Annotated in this window: 19 protein-coding genes; 9 read left to right on the top strand and 10 right to left on the bottom strand. The window is 67.4% G+C overall.

Annotated elements, in window-relative coordinates; translation table 11 throughout:
• The first annotated feature begins 42 nt into the window (after positions 1 to 42).
• Together PGN27_RS03035 and PGN27_RS03030 are read left to right on the top strand one after the other, a co-directional pair.
• Positions 43 to 1,206 carry a DUF7159 family protein gene (locus tag PGN27_RS03035; RefSeq protein WP_335324764.1) on the top strand — a complete coding sequence of 388 codons (1,164 nt, stop codon included), beginning with the start codon at positions 43 to 45 and terminating at the stop codon, positions 1,204 to 1,206.
• A gap of 90 nt (positions 1,207 to 1,296) precedes the next feature.
• Positions 1,297 to 2,226 carry an SAM-dependent methyltransferase gene (locus PGN27_RS03030; RefSeq protein WP_335324763.1) on the top strand — a complete coding sequence of 310 codons (930 nt, stop codon included), beginning with the start codon at positions 1,297 to 1,299 and terminating at the stop codon, positions 2,224 to 2,226.
• Here PGN27_RS03030 and PGN27_RS03025 read toward each other — a convergent pair.
• Genes PGN27_RS03025 through PGN27_RS03005 form a run of 5 tightly spaced genes read right to left on the bottom strand, consistent with a single transcriptional unit; the run spans position 2,223 to position 8,491 of the window.
• Positions 2,223 to 3,887 (bottom strand): acyl-CoA synthetase, encoded by a 1,665-nt coding sequence (locus PGN27_RS03025; RefSeq protein ID WP_335324762.1) that lies wholly within the window; start codon positions 3,885 to 3,887, stop codon positions 2,223 to 2,225. The two genes, PGN27_RS03030 and PGN27_RS03025, sit on opposite strands and share 4 nt — an antisense overlap.
• Before the next feature lie 48 nt (positions 3,888 to 3,935).
• The gene (locus PGN27_RS03020; protein WP_335324761.1) at positions 3,936 to 4,370 is read right to left on the bottom strand and encodes a cupin domain-containing protein; all 435 of its coding nucleotides are present in this window, start codon (positions 4,368 to 4,370) and stop codon (positions 3,936 to 3,938) included.
• Positions 4,371 to 4,415: 45 nt separating this feature from the next.
• The gene (locus PGN27_RS03015; RefSeq protein WP_335324760.1) at positions 4,416 to 5,606 is read right to left on the bottom strand and encodes an FAD binding domain-containing protein; all 1,191 of its coding nucleotides are present in this window, start codon (positions 5,604 to 5,606) and stop codon (positions 4,416 to 4,418) included.
• Positions 5,603 to 6,970 carry an MFS transporter gene (locus PGN27_RS03010; protein WP_335324759.1) on the bottom strand — a complete coding sequence of 456 codons (1,368 nt, stop codon included), beginning with the start codon at positions 6,968 to 6,970 and terminating at the stop codon, positions 5,603 to 5,605. Before PGN27_RS03010 ends, PGN27_RS03015 begins: the two co-directional genes overlap by 4 nt.
• A gap of 30 nt (positions 6,971 to 7,000) precedes the next feature.
• Positions 7,001 to 8,491: an aldehyde dehydrogenase gene (locus tag PGN27_RS03005; RefSeq protein ID WP_335324758.1), complete on the bottom strand. Its 1,491-nt coding sequence runs from the start codon at positions 8,489 to 8,491 to the stop codon at positions 7,001 to 7,003.
• Between the two features lie 126 nt (positions 8,492 to 8,617).
• Between PGN27_RS03005 and PGN27_RS03000 the strand changes: the two genes are divergently transcribed.
• From PGN27_RS03000 to PGN27_RS02990, 3 genes are all read left to right on the top strand, one after another.
• Complete coding sequence (locus tag PGN27_RS03000) at positions 8,618 to 10,420, top strand: helix-turn-helix domain-containing protein (RefSeq protein WP_335324757.1); 1,803 nt, start codon at positions 8,618 to 8,620, stop codon at positions 10,418 to 10,420.
• A 136-nt stretch (positions 10,421 to 10,556) separates the two neighbouring features.
• Positions 10,557 to 11,549 (top strand): amidohydrolase family protein, encoded by a 993-nt coding sequence (locus tag PGN27_RS02995; protein ID WP_335324756.1) that lies wholly within the window; start codon positions 10,557 to 10,559, stop codon positions 11,547 to 11,549.
• Complete coding sequence (locus tag PGN27_RS02990) at positions 11,546 to 12,625, top strand: NADH:flavin oxidoreductase/NADH oxidase (RefSeq protein WP_335324755.1); 1,080 nt, start codon at positions 11,546 to 11,548, stop codon at positions 12,623 to 12,625. The genes PGN27_RS02995 and PGN27_RS02990 overlap by 4 nt, the downstream gene beginning before the upstream one ends.
• Positions 12,626 to 12,639: 14 nt before the next feature.
• Here the strand turns inward: PGN27_RS02990 and PGN27_RS02985 are convergent, their stop codons facing one another.
• Both PGN27_RS02985 and PGN27_RS02980 read right to left on the bottom strand, forming a co-directional pair.
• Positions 12,640 to 13,044, bottom strand: coding sequence for a hypothetical protein (locus tag PGN27_RS02985; protein WP_335324754.1), 405 nt, complete (start codon positions 13,042 to 13,044; stop codon positions 12,640 to 12,642).
• A gap of 64 nt (positions 13,045 to 13,108) precedes the next feature.
• On the bottom strand, positions 13,109 to 13,465 hold the full coding sequence (locus PGN27_RS02980) for an Rv0313 family protein (RefSeq protein ID WP_030136741.1): 357 nt from the start codon (positions 13,463 to 13,465) through the stop codon (positions 13,109 to 13,111).
• 37 nt (positions 13,466 to 13,502) lie between these two features.
• Here PGN27_RS02980 and PGN27_RS02975 point away from each other — a divergent pair, with 37 nt between their 5' ends.
• The 3 genes from PGN27_RS02975 to PGN27_RS02965 are packed head-to-tail and all read left to right on the top strand — an operon-like array spanning position 13,503 to position 15,358.
• The gene (locus PGN27_RS02975) at positions 13,503 to 14,303 is read left to right on the top strand and encodes a ketosteroid isomerase family protein (RefSeq protein WP_335324753.1); all 801 of its coding nucleotides are present in this window, start codon (positions 13,503 to 13,505) and stop codon (positions 14,301 to 14,303) included.
• Between the two features lie 52 nt (positions 14,304 to 14,355).
• Entirely contained in the window at positions 14,356 to 14,949 is a 594-nt protein-coding gene (locus tag PGN27_RS02970; RefSeq protein ID WP_335324752.1) for a hypothetical protein, read from the top strand.
• 40 nt (positions 14,950 to 14,989) lie between these two features.
• Positions 14,990 to 15,358: a DUF732 domain-containing protein gene (locus PGN27_RS02965; RefSeq protein WP_335324751.1), complete on the top strand. Its 369-nt coding sequence runs from the start codon at positions 14,990 to 14,992 to the stop codon at positions 15,356 to 15,358.
• A 9-nt stretch (positions 15,359 to 15,367) separates the two neighbouring features.
• Here the strand turns inward: PGN27_RS02965 and PGN27_RS02960 are convergent, their stop codons facing one another.
• Entirely contained in the window at positions 15,368 to 16,159 is a 792-nt protein-coding gene (locus PGN27_RS02960) for an SGNH/GDSL hydrolase family protein (RefSeq protein WP_335324750.1), read from the bottom strand.
• Between the two features lie 73 nt (positions 16,160 to 16,232).
• Between PGN27_RS02960 and PGN27_RS02955 the strand changes: the two genes are divergently transcribed.
• A complete protein-coding gene (locus tag PGN27_RS02955) occupies positions 16,233 to 16,709 on the top strand; it encodes an NUDIX hydrolase (RefSeq protein WP_335324749.1) in 477 nt (158 codons plus the stop codon).
• Positions 16,710 to 16,736: 27 nt separating this feature from the next.
• On the opposite strand, the gene PGN27_RS02950 is transcribed toward PGN27_RS02955, so the two are convergent.
• Both PGN27_RS02950 and PGN27_RS02945 read right to left on the bottom strand, forming a co-directional pair.
• Positions 16,737 to 18,158, bottom strand: a complete 1,422-nt coding sequence (locus tag PGN27_RS02950) for a serine/threonine-protein kinase (RefSeq protein ID WP_335324748.1) — start codon at positions 18,156 to 18,158, stop codon at positions 16,737 to 16,739.
• A 22-nt stretch (positions 18,159 to 18,180) separates the two neighbouring features.
• Entirely contained in the window at positions 18,181 to 18,621 is a 441-nt protein-coding gene (locus PGN27_RS02945) for a hypothetical protein (protein WP_335324746.1), read from the bottom strand.
• Positions 18,622 to 18,650: the final 29 nt, after the last annotated feature.

The following is an 18,650-nucleotide window of genomic DNA, read 5'->3' as shown; positions in this document are numbered from 1 at the left end:
CGATCCGCAGCCGGGGGATGAGACAGGAGTAGAGGTCAGGGGTTGAGAACCGTACTCGGATTGTCGCTGACCACCAATGGAGTCGGCTGGGTTCTGGTCGATGCCACCGTGCCCACCGGGCGTCCGATCGACGACGACCGGTTCGCGGTGCGACGTCCAGAGGACATGCTGCCGCGTTGCCTGGCCGCGGTCCGCGGGGCCGCCGGTATCGCCGCGGCGGCCGGCTATCAGGTCGGTGCGGTGGGCGTGTGCTGGAGTGCCGATCTGGAAGAACGGTCCACCGATCTGTTGGCGGCGCTGCGGGACGCCGGCTGGTCCGACGTCCGTCCGGTGCGGCAGGTCACCCCCGGAGTATCCGAACTGGACCAACGTCCCGAGTCGGAAGCCGGCACCCAGGTGCCTACGGACCTTTTCGGCGCCGCGCTCGAGGTGGATTTCCCCGATTGTGCCGATTGCGCCGGACGTATCTCCGATTGTGATCCCGAAGTCGTGCAGACGCCGGCCTATCAAGCCGCGCATCTGGTGTTGACCAACGCGGTGCCGCACCAGACCGGGACGCAACATTCCGAACATCGCATTCGGTTGCGCGCGCAGCTCGGCGGGCGGTTGTTGTCCCTGGCCGGAGCGGCCGCCGTGACCGCGGTGATCGCGTTGTTCGCCGTCGGCTCTCAGTTCGGCGGGTCCGAAGTGCCGGAATCGGCGACCCTGGCAAACCGGGCCACCGTCTCCACGCCGCAGACCTCGCCGATCGTGCCTGCCCGACCGGTGGTCGCCGAGTCCGCGCCGGCGGCAGTGCTGCCAACGGTGCCGTCGGTGGCTCCCGTTGCGACACCGGCGGCCAGTGACATCGTCGACACGATTCCCAGCACGGAGTGGGTGCCACCGGCCGTGCAGTACGCCGTGCCCGCACCCGCGGAGCCCGCGGTGATGCCCGAGCCGGTATCGCATCTCGGCGACCCCGTTGCTCCCGTCGCCGCGCCCGGCCCCGAAGCAGCAGCGCCCGCGCCGGACGCGTCGATGTTGACCGTCCCTGCCGCGCCGGTGCCGACGGGTGTGCCGGTTCCCGCCCCCGGCGCGCTGCCAGGTCCGGCGCCCGTTGAAGTGGCGCCCCAGCCGATGCCGGCCGAGCTGTTACCGCCCCCACCGCCGGCGGCTCCACCTGTGCCGGCCCAGTCGGTCGATCCGATCCTCGGCGCTTTGCCCTGACCGCACGAGTCGGTGCGGTGCACCGGCAATCGATGTGGGCGCTCTCGTCGTCGACTCGCATCGCTCGGCAGAAGCGTAGGCTGTCTAACTATGGGACGAGTCGACAGTGACACCTGGGACCTTGCGACAAGCGTCGGCGTGACGGCGACCGCCGTGGCCATGAACCGGGCGATCGCCACCCGGGCGAATATCGCCGGGATCAGCGATCCGTACGCCGAGCCGCTGGTATCGGCCGTGGGGATCGGCGCGTATGCCCGATACGCCCGCGGTGAGATCGATGGTGCGGCGGCCGACGATATATCCCGGATGGCCGACGGTATCGCCGCGCGCACCCGGTTCTACGACGACTTCGTGACCGCCGCAGTCGATTCGGGCATCCGTCAGGTCGTCATCCTGGCCTCGGGTCTGGATGCCCGCGCCTATCGGTTGGGCTGGCCGTCCGATGTCGTGGTCTACGAGCTGGACCAGCCGCAGGTGATCGAGTTCAAGACCCGAACCCTGGCAGATCTGGGCGCGACCCCGGCGGCGGAGCACCGCACTATCGGGGTGGACCTGCGCGACGACTGGCCCGCCGCGCTCCGGACGGCAGGATTCGACCCATCTAGCCCGGCCGTCTGGCTGGCCGAGGGGTTGCTGGTGTACCTACCGCCCGAGGCCCAGGATCGGTTGTTGGACAACATCTCCGAGCTCAGCGCCCCGGGAAGCCGGATCGCCACCGAGAACACCGCGACCATCAGCCCGGACGACCTGGTCAAGATCAGCGAACGGATGCAGGAAATGCGCGGGAGATGGCAGGACAGGGGGATCGACCTCGGTGTCGACGTCGACGTCGCCGAACTGTTCTATCCCGGTGAGCGCACCGAGACCGCAACCTATCTCGCAGGCCGCGGATGGCAGCCCGTGTTGCGTCCGAGCTCGGAATTGTTCGCCGAGTACGGTATGCCTGCATCCACCGAGGCGCTCTCCGCCTTCGGCGATATCACCTATCTGGTTGCCACTTTGGGCGAGGGCGCGGTCTAACCTGCAGGCACGCTCTCGCCGGTGGCGACAGCTTTGGCCCAGCGGTAGTCGGCCTTACCTGCAGGTGACCGCTGGATCTTGGGATGCCGGATGAAGGCTTTCGGGATCTTGTAGCGGGCCACCGATCGTCCGCATACCGCGGCAAGGTCCTCGTCATCGGCGTCGGCACCCTCGGCAAGCTGAACCACCGCCACGACCTCGGAGCCCCACCGCTCCGAGGGGCGTCCGACCACGACGACGTCATAGACCGCCGGGTGCGCGGCGATGGCGCGTTCCACCTCCTCGACGAAGATCTTCTCGCCGCCGGAGTTGATGGTGACCGAGTCCCTGCCGAGCAGTCGGATGCGGCCGTCGTCGAGGACATCGGCCCGGTCGCCGGGCACCGACCAGCGCACACCGTCGATTGTCGGAAATGTGCGCGCCGTCTTGTCCGCATCGCCGAGGTAACCCAGCGGGATCAGATCCCGGCGCGCCAGCCAGCCGCCGCCCTCACCGGCGGTGAGCACCCTCGACAGGTCCTCGGCGACCACCGCGGTATCGGACTGTGCGGTGAAGACCGCCGGTGTCGTCTCGTCGCCGGACGTGGAGAACGTGCTCAACTGTGCGCCGGATTCCGAGGCACCCACCGCGTCGAGCAGCGTCACATGGGGCAGCGCGGCCAGGATGCGCTCGCGCACCGTCGGCGAGAGCGTTGCCCCGCCGTTGGTGATGGTGAACAGCCCGGACAGGTCGTAGTCCCCACGTTCGATCTCCTCGACGAGCGGCCGGGCGACGGCGTCGCCGACCACCGGAATCGTCAGCACGCGTTCACGTTCGGCCAGCCGCAGGACCTCGGTCGGCCGCAACCGCTCGACATCGTCGGGGATGACCAGGCGCCCGCCCATCGTGATCGCGTTGTAGGCCGCCCACTGCGCAGCGCCGTGCATGAACGGCGGGATCATCAGCATCGCCAGTGCTCCGGCTCCCGAGCGGGCCTTATCGGCCAGCTCGGCGTAGGAGGCCAGCGCGCGATCGGCGCCGAACGGCCTGCCGCCCATCGACGAAAGGAAGATGTCGTGCTGGCGCCACAGTACTCCCTTGGGCATCCCGGTGGTGCCCCCGGTGTACAGGATGTAGAGATCGTCACCGGACACCTCCGGCATTCCGGTGGCCGGGGCGGGCGTGCGCAAGGCCTGCTCGTAGTCCACCGCGCCGGGCAGGAGGTTGTGACCGGTGCCATCGTCGACCTGGATCAGTACCTGGAGATGGGGCACCCGGTCCAGGATCGAGGCCACCCGCGGAGCGAACTCGGCGTTGTAGACCAGGGCCCGGGCTTTCGAGTCGTTGAGCAGATAGATCAGCTCTTCCTCGACGTAGCGAAAGCTGACGTTGAACGGTGCGACTCGGGCGCGGTAGGCGCCGATCATCGACTCCAGGTACTCGTTGCCGTTTCGCAGATAGATGCCCAGGTGGTCCTGGCCGGACTCGTGGCCCGCCAGCCCATCGCGTTCGGTATGACAACCGAGACCTTGCGCCGCGAGAAAGTGGGCGAAGCCGTCGACCCGGGCATCGACATCGGCGTAACTCAACCGGCGATCCCGCCAGACGAGGAACGTCTGGTCGCCGACGGCCCTGGCCACGGTGCCGAAGACCGATGAGAGATTGAAGGTCGAGTCGCTCATACATTGACCATACATCGAATGCTGAGGCGTATGATCGAGATAGTCTGCTCAGTTCAGCGGAAGCGGTGGATTGGCGCTGTCGAGGTGCTCCACCGTCGTGAATACCAGGTCGCCGTCCCCGATGTTCTCGATATCGTGCAGCAAGAACTCACCGGGACCGAAACGGAAATGTCGAGTCTCGCCCGCGTCGTAGGACACCTCACGCACGGTGCCGTCGTGGGTGTGCTGCCGGCTGCGTCCCGCGTTGATCGCAGTCCAGAAGTAATCGAGGACATGGCGGTGGGCGTGCCAACGCTCCCCGGGTGCCAACCGGATCTCCCACACCCGGACGCGATCGTTCTCGCTGAGCAGCCGTGATCCGACCGCACCGTCGTGGGCGTGCTCCTCGAACTCGGTCTTCAACCAGTCCGGCCAGGTCTCGAAATCTTTTGCGACGAGTTCGCCGGCGAGCGGCAGGTCGGTCAGGAAACTGTTGTCGGTCATGCGATGCGCCTTTCGGGAGGGGTTTCTCGGGGGATACAGACGGGATCAGATTCCGGGGCCGTACAGACCGAATCGCAGATCGGGATCATGGGGATCCCAGGTGTTGTGAAACTGGGACCGCTCTCCCATGCTGACCACGCGGCGCAAAAGGGAATCGCTGAGTTGCAACTGCGCGGGCTCCCATTTCGCAAGCGCGGAGGGGATGTCTCCGGTGGTCTCGGACAGAGCGGTGGCAAGCGTCCAGGCGTCGGCCGCCGCCTTGGCGGTGCCCGCCGCGGCATGCGGTCGTGACGCGCACGCCGCGTCACCGATCAGTGCCACCCGACCCAGTGCCATCCGGTTGGAGCGGACGTCGGAGAGGACCTGCAGATACGGCATCTCGGTCGCAACGACGACCTCGGCCACCGCCGGTGCGAACAGTTCCGTTGCCGCTCGGCGCATCTCGTCGATGTAACGGTCCTGGACCTGGCCGGGATGAATGGACACCGACCCGGTGAAGCCACGCTTGTCGATCAGCATCTCGCTGAGCTCGGGTCCGGCCGGCACGTTGCGATACCAGACGTAGTTGATCAGCCGGTGCGCCTCGTCGAGCCCCTCTTCGCCCGGAATCGGGTACATCGTGATGTGCGAGTTCGGCACCACGTCATAGGTGATGGCGTCGTGAAGCGTGGCGCGCGTGGCGTCGGTGAGCACCGACTGAGCAACTGTGCCACGCCACCCGATATAGCCGGAGTAGACCAGTTCGGAGCTCGGATCGAAGCGCTGCCGTGCCGCCGAGGTGATGCCGTCGGCGAACACCACCAGATCGGCACACTCGGTGCGACCGCTGACGAAGCGCACCGTGGCCCGCTCGTCGTCCTGGTCGAAACCGCAGGCGTATTCGCCGTAGTGGTAGTGCTCGGTGCCGAAGTCCGCCAGTAGGGCCCGGTAGAACGTGCCCCAAGAGGTGTAGGTCCAGCGAGCGGGCTCGCGGTGGGCGATGCCGCCGTCGGCGTTGAGGTATTGGACGTGCGAGGTCGCGGTGTGGAGGTCATCCAGGCGCTGGCTGCTGCGCTCGACGAACCAGCGCACGGTGTCGGGTTGCAGCACGATGCCTCCGCCGCGGCCGTCCAACGGGCCGGGCGTGCGCTCGTACACATCGACGGTGAAGCCGATGTCGCGCAGCAGCAGGGCGGTGGTCAGTCCGCCGATGGATCCGCCGATGACGATGGCCGACAGATGGGAGTGGTCGCTCATGAGTGGCTCTTCTCGATGGGTGTGACGGGCTCGAAATGGCTGTCGGCGGGCAACGGGACACCGCGGGTCTCGGCGGCGAAGGCGAGGCCAACGACGGCGATCAGGCCGAGGGCCGCCACCGTGGCGGTGGCCACCCCGAGGTTGCCGCCGAACCAGGAGGCGGCAATGACGCCGGCGCCCAGCGGTCCGAGGGCTGTGACGAATCGACCGACGCTGTTGGATACCGCGAGTGCGGTGGCCCGCACACTTGGCGGGAACACCTCGGGGCCGTAGATGAAGGTTCCGGACAACGCGCCGAACAATCCGAATCCCAACAATGGCATGGCGAAAAGGAACTCGGTGTACCCGCGGTCAAAGGGAAAGGTCCAGGCAATCGACGCGGCCGACACGGCGAAGCTCATCAGGAAGGTCCTGCGGCGTCCGATGGCATCGGCAATGAAACCCCATGCGGCATAACCGATGATCCCGCCGGCGTTGAAAAGCATGGCCGTGACTGCCACGCGGTGATCGGTGACCGATTGCGGCACAGCATCATTCGCGCTGATCTGCCGGATGATCTGCGGGTACCAGGTGGACACACTCCAGAAGGCAAGCAGGGCGCCCGATGCGAGTGCGGTGCACACCAACATCGGCCTGCGCAGTGGTGGTGAGATGAGGCGGCGGAGGACGAATTGCTCACGGGTCCCGGCGGCCTTGCGCTGCCTGCGCACGTGCATCGCAGCATCGATCTCCGGCGGTTCCGGGACGTAGCGGCGAATGAACCAGACCAGTAGCGCAGGCAGACCGGCCAACAGCATCATGAAACGCCAGCCGTGATCGCCCAGCACCGCGTATACCGCAGCGGCGGCGAAGAATCCGCCGGCGTAGCCGGCCATCATGACCCCACCGGCACGGGCGCGGTATCGATTGCGCCAGGTCTCGGCGATCAGCGCGGCACCCACCGGCGCCTCGACGCCGGAACCGACGCCGGCGATGAATCGCAGCAGGCCCAACTGCCACCAGGTGTCGGCGAAGGCGGCCAGTGCGCTGAACACGGCGTAGGTCAGGATGCCCACCGAGAGAACCCTGGTGCGGCCGAAATAGTCAGCGAGCATCCCGAACAAGATGCCGCCGACCGCCCAGCCCATCAGGAACAGCGCAACGGTGAGCCCGCCGTACAGGCCGATCGATGACGACGAGACCTCGATGCCGCTGTGGGGGAGCAGTTCGGTCATGGTCGGTCCGAGAACCAGGACATAGAGGCTGCCCGCGAAGCCGTCGAGGCCCCAGCCCAGGGTGGTGCCGGCGAGGACGAGCCATTGCACGCGGGTGATCTCATGTCGCCAGCCGGTACCAACCGGCTGACGGGACGTGTTGTCGTTCACGAAAAACCTTTCAGGAGTCCGGATCCGGGATCAGTTCAGGCGACGCTGGCCGAAGTTGCCGTACCAATCCACGGGTTCGGCGGCGGTGCGCACCACGATCGTCTTGATCCATGAGAAATCGTCGAAAGATTCGGTGCCGGCGTCTTTCCCGGTGCCGGATTCCTTCACCCCACCCCACGGCAGCGATGGTTCCAGGCGGTGGTGGTCGTTGATCCACACCATGCCTGCGATGATCTGTCCCGCGACGCGATGCGCTCGGGCCACGTCGAGGGTCCATACCCCGGCGCCGAGCCCGAACTCGTTGTCATTGGCCATCGCGACCGCCTCGGCCTCGGTGTCGAAGGGGATGACGACTGCGACCGGGCCGAAGATCTCTTCCCGGGCGACCGTCATGGCCATGGTGGCGTCGGCCAGAACGGTGGGGGATATGAAGTACCCGTCACGCAGATCCTCGGGGAGCTCGGGGGTCAGCCCGCCTGCCGCCAGGCGGGCACCCTGGTCGACACCGGTCTGGATCAGCCGACGTACCTTATCGCGTTGGCGGGCACTGATGAGCGGGCCCATCTGGGTGTCCGAGGCGGTGGGGTCGCCGACGACAATGGCTTGCGCCCGGTGCACCAGGGCTGTCACGAACGCGTCATAGATGCTGCGGTGCACCAGGAATCGAGAACCGGCGACACAGGACTGACCGGCGGCCACGAACGCCGAGAACGCCGCGCCCTCGGCGGCGCTCACCGGGTCCACATCGCCGAAGACGATGACCGGGGTCTTGCCGCCCAGTTCGGCGGTCACCCGGGCGAACCGGGATGCGGTCGCCACGGCGGCCGATCGCCCGGCCTCGGTGCCTCCGGTCAGGGTGATCTTGGCGACGTCCGGATGTTCGGTCAATCGGATTCCGGCCTCGCGCCCTCCGGTCACCACATTGACGACTCCGGCCGGTATCCCGGTTCCGGCGATGATGTCGGCCAGCGCCAGCGTGGTCAGCGGTGTCATCTCCGAGGGCTTGACCACCACGGTGTTGCCGTTGGCCAGCGCCGCGGACAGGCTGCGGGCCAGGATCAGCAGCGGATGGTTGAACGGGGTGATGATGCCGCATACCCCGAGTGGTAACCGCTGCTGGTAGGTCAGATAGGGCCCATCGCCGGGAAGTACCGAATGCCGCTGAGCGGCAAGGAGTCCCGCGTTGTAGCGGAACCACTCCGGCACACGCGACAGTTGGGCACGCGTTTCGGTGATCGGGCGGCCGTTGTTCTGGGCCTCCAAGGTGTAGAGCCGCTCGGAATGCTCCTCGATGGCATCGGCGACGCGCAACAACACTCGCGCGCGTTCACTGCGCGGCATCTCGGCCCATGGACCGTCGGAGAAGGCGGCCGCGGCGGCGGCCACGGCGGTGTCGACCTCCGCGGCGCCCATCTCGGCGACCGTGGTGATCACCGTCGCGGTGGCCGGATTCATGATCGCGCGAACGTCGGGTATCTGCGGCGGCGCGGTCACGGGGGCGGCATCGGTGCTGCTGGTCATGTGGGGTGTCCTTCTCCTCGGCGTGACTATGAGTGTCGTCACGTTCGGACGGTCGGACAATGTAGACGGGACCATAAGAGTGCTGTTCCTATGTTTGCGTGTACATGCCCGTGTCATGCTGTTCGGGTGAGTACGACCAACAGCGGCACCGCCGAGGTTCGGCCGGGTGCGGAGATGTCGACGTGGCTCGGCGCGATGCGCGAACTCAGTGCCGCCGCGACCTCGGCTGCCGGACTCGCCGAATTACTCGGCCAGGTCGCGACCACCGCCCGCGCACTGCTGGGGTTCGACTTCTGCGGAGTGCTGATCCCGGACTCCGAGTCCACCAGGCTCGTCGTGGCCGGCTGGAGCGGGTTGTCCGAGGACTACGTGAACCGGGTGAACGGTGACCGGCCGATCCGCCTCGACGGTGGTGCCCCGTCGGCCCGCGCATTCCACAGTGCCCGGTCGGTCACCATTCGCGATATCACCGCGGATCCGGAATTCACGCCGTGGGGTGGTGCGGCCCAGGAGCAGGGGTACCGGGCACTGATCAGCGTGCCGCTGATTGCCGGCGGTCGTACGCTGGGCACGCTCAACGGCTACTACATGCCGGTGCACACCTTCACGCCGACCGAGATCGAGCGGATGACCCTGCTGGCCAATCACGCAGCGATCGCCCTCACTTCGGCCGACCGATTGGAACAGTTGCGCACGCTCAACGACGAGCTGCGTGCGCAACGGGATGCCCTTGCGCGTTCGGAGGAAATCCACAACAGCCTGCTGGCGGTGACGCTTCGCTCCGGCGGGCTCCAGGGCGTTGCCGATGCGCTTTCCGGTCTCATCGGCAGGCCGGTGCTGATCGAGGATCCGCTGCATGAGATCCTCGCCGTGGCAGGGGATTCGGACTCGCTGCCCGATTCTGCGGTGCGGACCGAGAATGCGCCGGGCCACGACGGATCCTCACGGCCGATGCGGTCGGCCGACGGATCCTTCCTGGTGTCCTCGCCTGAACTGGACGGGGAGTTGGTGGCCCGTATCTGGTTCCCCGATGGCGCCCACGAGCCAGATCCGATGACGGTGCGCGCCGTCGAGCACGCATCGATGGTGGTGTCTTTGGAGCTGCTGCGCGAGCGCACCGCGGCCGAGGTGGAGCAACGGCTACGTGGCGAGCTGCTCTCCGAGGTGCTCGGCGAGACGGGCGGCCTTCCCGAAGCCGTGCTGCGGCGAGCTCAGTTGCTCGGACATGACCTGAGCCAACCGCATGATGTGATCGTGGCGAGGATCGACCGTCCTGCCGGGGCGCCGGACAAGTTGCTACGCCAACGCATCTTCGGATCGATCGCCGACTTGGCTGCCGGACAACGCTTTCGGCCACTGGCGGCGAACATCCGCGATGATGTGGTCGTGCTGTGGCCGCGGGCGATGCCGGTTCCCGGTGGTGATGAGGGATCCGCCGCCGCGGTCGCGGCGGCAATCCACGGCGCACTGGCGCGCATGGCGGGTGGGCTCGAGGTCACCGTGTCCGGGGTTACTCCCGGGCAGCAGACCTATGCCGAGGCATACCGCGTCGTCAAGGGTGCGCTGTCGATCGCGGTGGCCGCGCGGCGCACCAATACCGTGGTGACCCTTGAGGATCTGGGTGTCGCCGGACTGCTGCTTCAACTCGATGACCCAGCCCTGCTGACCGCCTTCGCCGCCCGCACGCTCGGGCCGCTACGCGATTACGACCGGGCCCACGGCACGGAACTGGTCAGCACCATCCGCACGTACCTGGCGCACAACCAGGACCGCAGAGGTGCCGCTTCAGCGCTGCACATCCACCCCAACACCTTGACGCAACGATTACAGCGCGCCGAAGCGTTGTGTCAGGTGACATTGGCCGATCCCGCGGTGGTGCTGCAGTTCGCCACCGCGCTCACCGTCGACGCGGTGGCCACCGGTCGGTAGGGCACCGTGCGCCCGGACCGGCGTTTTTCTCATGGTCTTCGGCACATCGAATCCGCGAAACTGTGTGCCCGCGGACATTGAGCCGGGTCTGCGGCGGTCCGACACTCATAGGCACCTTCCGAGAAAGGACATATCGATGATCAGCGCAGACCTGGCGCCCGGCGTGATCGACGTACACGCGCACTGGTTGCCGCGGGAGCTGTTCGACCTCCCCGGCGTCGGTCCGCACGGACGCATGCACGATCGCGACGGGCAACTCTTCCTCGGTGAGATCCCGCTGTCGATCGCCACCGACGCGATGAGCGATATCGCTGCCATCCGTGCCGACATGGACCGCAACGAGGTCGGGGTCCGGGTGCTGTCGGCACCGCCGTTCGCGTTCCCGCTGCAGCCCGGCGCCGCCGCCGATGACTACGTGACAGCCTTCAACAGCGCGCTCACCGACGTCGTCGCCGGCGCCGACGGTACGCTGCTCGGACTGGGACTTGTCAGCCTGGCCGACAGCGCCGCCGTCACCAGGCAGCTGACACGACTGGCCGACACCGAAGGCATTGCCGGCGTTGCCGTTCCACCGTTACTCGGCAACGAGTCCCTGGACGGACCCGCTCTCGGGCACGTGCTGCGTGAGGCGGCCCGGCTCGATCTGTCGGTGTTGGTGCACCCGATGCAGTTGCCGCAACCACAGTGGGCGAAGTACTACCTGAACAACCTCATCGGCAACCCGACCGAATCGGCGACAGCGGTGGCAGCACTGATCCTCAGCGGACTCAAGGACGAGCTCCCGGGTCTGCGCATCTGTTTCGTGCACGGTGGCGGTTGCGCCCCGGGTCTTCTCGGTCGATGGAGCCACGGTTGGCGGGCGCGTGCCGACGTCCGGGCCGCCGGGTCACGTGCACCGCAGGACGTGTTCGGCGAGCTGTTCTTCGACACCGTCACCCATGGGGCCGCGCAGCTGGACCTGCTCTGCGCCCTCGCCGGCACCGACAAAGTGCTGTGCGGCAGCGATTACCCGTTCGATATGGCCGATGCCGATCCCGCCCGGTTCGCCGTCGAACACGGCCCAGGGCGCGACAGCATCATCCGGGCGGCCATGGCCTACCTCGGCCTGGATCGGGAGCGGCAGCGATGACACGGTTGTTCAGCCCGCTCACCCTGCGCTCGGTGACCTTCGCCCATCGGGCTTGGATGTCACCGATGATGCAGTTCGCCGCCGTGCCTGCGGGTCCGGACGAGGGCTCACCCACCGACTGGCACACCCAACATCTCGGTTCGCGCGCCGTCGCGGGGGCGGCACTGGTCATGGTCGAGGCGACCGCCGTGCACCCGGTGGGCCGCAGCAGCGTGTTCGACCTCGGCCTGTGGAACGACCGGCAGGCCGACGGTCTGCGTCGCATCGCCGAGTTCGTCGCCGCGCAGGGTTCGGTGCCTGGTATCCAGATCGTGCACGCCGGACGCAAGGGCTCCACCGGACGCCCGTGGGGTGTCGATGACCAGCGCTGGCCCACGGTGGGCGCCAGCGCTGTGCCGTTCGGTCGTCTGCCGACGCCTTCCGAGCTCGGTATCGACGAGATCGGTTTGATCACAACGGCATTCGCCGATGCAGCCGGGCGGGCCGCGCGAGCCGGATTCAAGGTGCTGGAAATCCACGGTGCGCACGGCTATCTGATCCATCAATTCCTCAGCCCGCAGTCCAACCGACGCACCGACGGTTACGGCGGATCGCCGGACAACCGGATGCGGTTTGCTCTGGAGGTTGTCAGCGCCGTGCGCTCGGCGTGGCCGCAGGAGTTACCACTGTTCTTCCGGGTGTCGGCGACCGATTGGCTCGGCGGCGATACCGAGGACCCACGCCCGGGGTGGACGGTGGCGGAGACCGTCACGCTCGCGACGAGACTGAAGGCGCTCGGCGTCGATCTGATCGACGTGTCCAGCGGAGGATCGGTCCCCGACGCGCAGATCCCGGTGGGGCCGGCCTATCAGGTTCCGTTTGCGGCCCGCGTCCGCAAGGAGGCCGAGATCCCCACCAGCGCAGTCGGCCTGATCACGGACCCCCAACAGGCCGACAGCATCATCGCCGGCGAGGAGGCCGATGCGGTGTTCCTGGCCCGGGAGCTCCTGCGCAACCCTGGCTGGGTCTGGCAGGCGGCCGAACAGCTTGGTGCCGACCCGGAGCATCCGGCGGCCTACCGCCGCGCCTTCACGTGACGCACGGCCCTCGGTCAAGCAGGGAAGAATCCGTCGCCGGTGAGGGTTCCGGGCTGCCAACCACGAGTTCCGAGGCACAACATCGGCCTGCCGTCGGCGGTCTGGGCCGCGCCCTGAGGAACCGAGCACGGCGCGCCGACCTCCTGGACCCCGTGCAGGTCATAGGACACCGTCCAGAAGCCCGTATAGACCGGCGGCCACTGATTCGGGATCCAGCTGCACTTCATCGGCTGGCCACCGCGACCGCGGCCGAACGTGAACAGCTGGGTGTTCTCGCACGGAGCGCCGAGCGCGGCGTGATAGTTCATACCGGGCACGTCGTTGGGGTAGTGGCCCGATTCGTCATCGGCGACGGCGGGCGCAGCAAAACCCACCGCGGCGACGATGGCCGCCGCCGCAACCGTCAGTTCACGAAACATGTCCCGCCCTCACCGTCGTCGATCATCCCGGCAAAGCTTAGTGGTGTCGGCCAGGCGATGGTGGCTATTCCGGTGCGTCGAGCGCGCTGACCGCGATGCCATACGGCAGGAAGCGCACGCGCCTGGCCGGGTCGGTGTTGTTCTTGTTGGCCCGCAGCGCCTGTAGTTCGTTGGGGTACACCTCTTCGATGTGCGCACCGCCCGCGGCATCGACGGTGTAGATGGCCCACACGCCGTCGCCGGCATCCCCGGTGGTCTCCGGCGCTGCCGGTTTGGCCTGAGCGGTGAACTGGTCGATCAGGGTCGACCAGCCCGCCCTCTTGCCGAATCTGTCCAACGCATCACGCAGTCCCTCGCCGGCTTCGCGAGCCAGCCTGTCAAACTCTTCTGGGTCGATACCGAACGGCCCGTTCTGGCTCATTGCCGTCCTCCTTCGCACAGGGGTGGTACCCAAGGATATGTCCACAACACGTACAGCGGTTCTGGCAGCGGTCGAACGCTCGCCGGCGGCCGCCGCCGCGCATGATCGGGCGGCATGGGTGGGCCTGTTCACCGCGGGGGCACGCATCGAGGATCCGGTGGGGTCGCGTCCGCACACCGGCCGGGCGGAGATCGAACAGTTCTACGACACCTTCATCGGTCCTCGGGACATCACCTTCCATCGCGATATCGACATCGTCTGCGGTACCACCGTGTTGCGCAACCTGGTCCTGGAGGTTGCGATGAACGCGTCGGTGACCATGCGTATCCCGGCCGTGCTGCGTTATGACCTCACCGTGGTCGGTGACGCGCTGGCCATCGACCGGTTACAGGCCTACTGGGAGCTGCCCGCCATGGCGTGGAAGTTCACCCGCAACGGTCCCGCTGCTTTTCCCGCGGCCGTCGCGTTGACCCGTGCTCTGTTGACCAACCAGGGACCCGCGGGTGCGCTCGGCTTCGTCGCCGGCGTCAACGGTGTGGGAGCCCGCGGCAGGCGCCTGATCGGTCAGTTGGTCGACGACGCGATTGCCGGTGACGAGATGACGGTGAAGCGGCGGCTGGGCGATGCCGAGATCACCGCAGGTGACACCGGGCGCCTGCGGCCCAGCGAACTGGTGGCCGCACTGGCGGGCAAACGCCGGCGGACAATCCTGACGGCAGGCAGGCACGTCGTCGTCAGCCTCAGCGGTACCGACGGGCCAGCCGTCCTGATCACCGAGGTGGGTGTTCGGCCCAGCCGGGTGCGGCGGGTGCGGCTGTTCACCGAGACGCCCCGATAGATGGGTGTGTCGCGCACGGTCACGTGCGCCACGTGAGACGGTAGTGAGCATCATGGAAAGTTCCACACCTGCCGAACCCGCCACCGGCGCGTCGGCCAGGTACATCAGTTACGAGGAGTTCGGCCGCCACTTCTTCGATGTCGCGGTGTCCGAGAAGCGCGTCGCCGACGCAATCGGGGCGATCGCCGGTGATGAGTTCGAGATGGGTCCGATGGGCCAGGGTCCCGGTGGTATCGCCAAGGTGACCGCCCGGGTGCGCGTCCAGTATCCGCGGGTGACGCGCCATGTGGGCGAGGCCATCTCCTTCGACATCCGCATCCCACTCGAGATCAACATGGTGATCGATCTGCGGATCGACAAGCCGCGCTTCATGGTGTTCGGCGAGATCTCGCTGCAGGCGGTGGCGCGGGCGGCCGAACCGCTGTTGCTGATCCTCGATGTCGGCAAGCCAGGGCCCCGCGATATCGCCATCCACGTGACCTCGGGGACATTGCGTGCCGAGGTGCTGCGCGTGATGGCCGGTATCGACGCCGAGATCAAGCGGTTCATCTCGGCGCATGTGGCCGGTGAGATCGACAGTCCGGGGGCCAGGGCGGCCAGAATCATCGACGTGGCCCAACAGATCGACGGTGCCTGGCACAGCTGAGGGCGCATCAGGGCGTGTCGGTGCCCTAGCATGGTCACCCATGCGCCGAATTCAAGCTTGTGTGCTCACCGCCGTGGCAGCGGCCGGTCTCGCCGTCGCCGTCGCAGGCCCGGCACACGCGGATTCTGCGGCCGATGTCTTCCTCGGTGCGCTGGACGCCGCCGGGGTGACCGCGCCGACCACGCTCAACGCGGTCGACACACTGGCGCTGGGCCAGTCGGTCTGCCCGATGCTGTCCGCGCCCGGCCAGAACGTCGCCAATGCCGCCGCCACGGTCGCCGACCGGGCCGGCATGTCCCTGGGGCCCGCGACGATGTTCACCGGCGTGGCGATATCGATGTTCTGCCCGGCGGCGGTGGCCGGGATCGGAGACGGCAAGATCTTCGGCTTCGACCCGTTCGGCCGCTGAACGTCGTTGCTACTGCACCACTGAACTGGCCGGGACCGGCACAAGCTGCGGATGTCGAGCCTGGTGTCCGTGAAAGGCACTGCGGCCCCGCAGATGTCGCCAGATCCACGGCATGAACATGTTCCGGGTCCACTGCAGTTGCGCCGACACCCGCGATCGAGGTGAGCGATGATCGTCCCCCGCCGCGGCCAGGGCCCAATCATGATCGGCCCCAGCCAGTTCCAGGGCTTCCGCCGCGGCCGCGGCGAACAGGAGATGCCCGGTGGTGGAACCGTGCACCCGGTCCGGACTCCAGACGGCGGGATCGGTCATCGATGCGGCGCTGTACAGGTCGACCAACCGGAATCCGTGCCGGCCCGCGGCGTTGCGGATGACATCGTTGATCCGAAGCACCCGGGATACCAACAGCCGCCCGGCGGGTAGCAGCTGGGTGATATCGGGGAACGTGGTGGTCACCACGGTGGCCCCCGATGACGCCAACGCGTCGTAAAGCACATCGAGTTCGCCGAGCGCGCGAGTGAATCTGCGACCGGGTCGGGTCACATCGTTCATACCCACGCACACCGTGATCAGGTCGGGTTGCATCGCAACGGCCTGCGGCAGTTGCACATTCAGCACATCGGCGATGCGTTTACCCCGGATCGCCAGGTTGGCATAGAGCAGGCCGGGGGAGTCTGCGGCGATCATGCCAGCCAGTCGATCGGCGAATCCGACCAGTGCCCCGGAGCCGTCGACATCCCAGAGGCCTTCGGTCTGACTGTCACCCAGGGCGACGTACCTGTGGTACCGGCTGCCGGTCACGCAGGTGACTGTAGCGCCGACACCGGCATGGTGCTCGCCGAGACTGGTCGGGGCTGTCGACTACGCTGCGCTGATGCCACGTACAAGCGCAGGGTTGCTGCTGTACCGGGTGACCGAGGGCACGGCCGAGGTGCTGATCGGGCACCCGGGCGGCCCGTTCTGGGCACGCAAAGACGATGGCGCATGGTCGATTCCGAAGGGCGAGTTCGACGAGTCCGAGGACGCCTGGTCGGCAGCCCGCCGAGAGTTCAGCGAGGAGATCGGGTTGCCCGTACCCGAGGGCGAACGGATGAATTTCCCGCCGCTGCGCCAGCCCGGCGGCAAGATCGTCACCGCATTCGCGGTCGAGGCGGATCTCGATGTCACCGGCGCGGTCAGCAATACGTTCGAGTTGGAATGGCCACGAGGTTCCGGCCATATCCGGCAGTATCCGGAACTCGACCGTGTGCAGTGGTTCACCGTCGGTGAGGCCCGGATCAAACTGCTCAAAGGGCAACGGCCGCTACTGGATCAGCTGATGGCGCGGCTGGCCGGCCGGGCCGGCGAATAGCTCACGCCGGCCGAGCCGGCCAGCGGCTCAGGGCAATCCATTGCTGATACGGATCTGCTCGCGGCACTCGCGGCGGGTCTGACCGGTCTGCTGCATGCACACTCGCACCGGGGACTCCAACGCGGCGGGCAGCGGTTCCTCGCTGGGATCCGGCGCCTCGGTGGTCACCGTGGGACTCGGTACCGGTCCCGGCGTCAACGACCAGATGGTCGCCTGGGTCCCCGCCAGGGTTTCGCAGTAGACCGTCGTCCCATCGGCGGTTGTGCCCGTGCCGCCGACCGGACCGCAGTCGGCACCGACCACCGCTGCGGCGGCCGGTTCGGTCACATCGGTGGTGACCGTGACGGTCGCATCGGGAGCGGAGGTGGTCGTGCTCGCCGGCGGCGGCGCCGGGACGGCCGTGGTGGAGGGCCGGGTGCTGGAGGTGGTCACGGGTGCCGCCTCCGGACGTTCATCATCGGCGCGGCCGAATTCGAATGCCGCGACCACGATCGCGATGCACAGCAGTACCGCCAGAACCCCGGCAACCAGGATCGCGGCCGCGGGGCGCTGCCTGCGCACCCTCGGTTTCTTGGGGGCCGGTGCCAACCTGGTCTGCTCGGAGGTGTCACCGGCCAGTTGGTGTCCGAGGGCGCGGGCGAAGTCGGTACACCGGTCGAACCGGTCGCCGGGCTCCTTGGCCAACGCCTTGGCGAACACCGGGTCCAGGTGCGCCAATTCGGGTCGCCGGCTGCCGATCGCGGGCGGCGAAGCCGACAGATGTTGACTGATGACCACCGCCGGGTTGGAGTTGCGGAACGGCGGTGTTCCGGAGAGCAACTCGTATGCGGTGGCCGCGAGGGCGTATTGATCCGACCTACCGTCCAGGGGATTGCCCATCAGCTGCTCGGGTGCCGCGTAGGACACCGTGCCGACGGTCATGTTGGTCGCGGTCAATCCGCTGACATCATCGGACCACCGCGCGATACCGAAATCGGCCAGCACTATGCGCTGGTCGCCGGAGTCCGGACCACAGATCAGGATGTTGGCCGGTTTGACGTCCCGATGCAGCAGATTGCGCTGATGCGCGTAGTCCAGCGCCTCGGCGACCGCGGTGACGATCTGGATGACCTGTTGCGGCGGGAGACCATGGGGGTGGTCCTCGCGCAACAACCGGGCAGCGTCGGTGCCGGGGACGTAGTCCATCGCGATCCAGAGCTGACCGTCGCTCTCGCCGCGGTCGTGCACACCGACGATGTGCGGATGCCACAAGGTGGCGGCGATATCTGCCTCGCGCTCGAATCGTTGTCGGTACTCGTCGTCGGTGGACACCTGCGCGAGCAGGATCTTCAGCGCGTCCTGGCGCGGGAGTCGAGGGTGCTGGGCGAGGTAGACCTCACCCATCCCGCCGGCGCCCAGGGCGCGAACGATCGTGTATCCGGCGAACGTCTCGCCAGGCGCCAATGGCATGGGCGAATACTAGACGCCGGACTCAGGGAGCGGGCGGAGGAACGGGCGCCGGCGAGGTGGGAACTCCCGCTTGTGCCGGCGGCATCGGTGTCGGGGTCACGGTCGTGACACCGTTCGCGCCGACCGTGCGCCCACCCGGGCCCGATCCGGTGGACCGGCTGGCACCGGCGGCATCGAATGCTGCCTGGGTGCAATTGAGCATCAGCTGCATCTTCCCGGACGGGATGTACTTCTGCTTCTCCACGATGCACATGCTCTGCTGGATGTCGCTGCCCACCGCGCCACCGAACATGGACGGGATGCCCATGCTCTTGAGGATCGCAACGGCCTTGCCGTACGGTTCGCCGACCACGTTGTAGGCGGCCTGCGCCGCCTGCGGGTCCGAGCTCGCCGTGCCTGCGGTGACCATGGCCGCCGATGCGATGGCGCAGGCGCCCAGCCCCAAGCCGATTAGCTTCTTCACGTGACCTCCGGGTGTCGCGGTGCGCTGCG

The organism is Mycolicibacterium neoaurum, from assembly GCF_036946495.1.
Classification (GTDB): Bacteria; Actinomycetota; Actinomycetes; order Mycobacteriales; family Mycobacteriaceae; genus Mycobacterium; species Mycobacterium neoaurum_B.
The sequence above is the reverse complement of the archived record's forward strand: the minus strand, read 5'-3'. Positions and strand labels throughout refer to the sequence as shown.